The organism is Streptomyces kunmingensis, assembly GCF_039533535.1.
GTDB lineage: Bacteria > Actinomycetota > Actinomycetes > Streptomycetales > Streptomycetaceae > Streptomyces > Streptomyces kunmingensis.
Map to the genome: position 1 here is coordinate 1 of NZ_BAAATS010000044.1, position 700 is coordinate 700.

1 protein-coding gene is annotated in these 700 nt (G+C 71.9%); it reads right to left on the bottom strand.

All coding sequences use genetic code 11. The features are described from left to right. Positions 1-700 (bottom strand): Rossmann-fold NAD(P)-binding domain-containing protein (locus ABD366_RS38955; protein ID WP_486388823.1); only part of this gene is annotated, 700 nt, incomplete at both ends.

The window sequence follows — 700 nt, forward strand, 5'->3', positions numbered from 1 at the left end:
CCCCGACGGCACCCACTCCCCACCCCCGTCACGGCGACGCGCAGGCACCAGACGCCGCCCGAGAACGGTCCCGCCACGCACCGCCAGCTGATCCTCATCACCAGCACCACCCGCCAGCACCTCCACCAACCGCCCGACAGCGTCCTTTGACGGCTGCTCCGGCACATCGACCAGACCACCCCAACGCCCCGGCTCCTCCAACGCCACGACCCGGCCCAGACCCCACACACCCGCACGCACCGGACGCGTGAGTCCGGCATCCGCCCCAGCCGACACCGCGCCCGACGTCACCGCCCAGACGCGGCAATCCAGCCCAGCATCACCAAGCGCCTGCACCACCACAGCCGTCGCAGCAACACCCCGGTACTCCTCTTCCTCCTGCCCCAGGAACGACACCACGCGCCCGTGACCGGTGAACTCCTCGAAGCGAGCGGCCAGTGCCGCCCGTTCCACGTCTGCCGGTTCGAGCCGCAGCCTGTTGATCTCAGCTCCACGGCCCGCCAGGTCCTCCGCGAGCGCGTCCGCCCACACGTCCTCGGCACCGGCCGACTCGACGAGCAGCCAGCCGCCCGACACATCCGGCGGCACATCGCCGGCAGCCCGCAACGGCTCCCAGGCGACCTCGTAGCGCAGCCTGTCGGATGCCTCCCGCTCATGACGCCGACGCTGCCACGCCGAGAACACCGGCAACGTCTCCCGC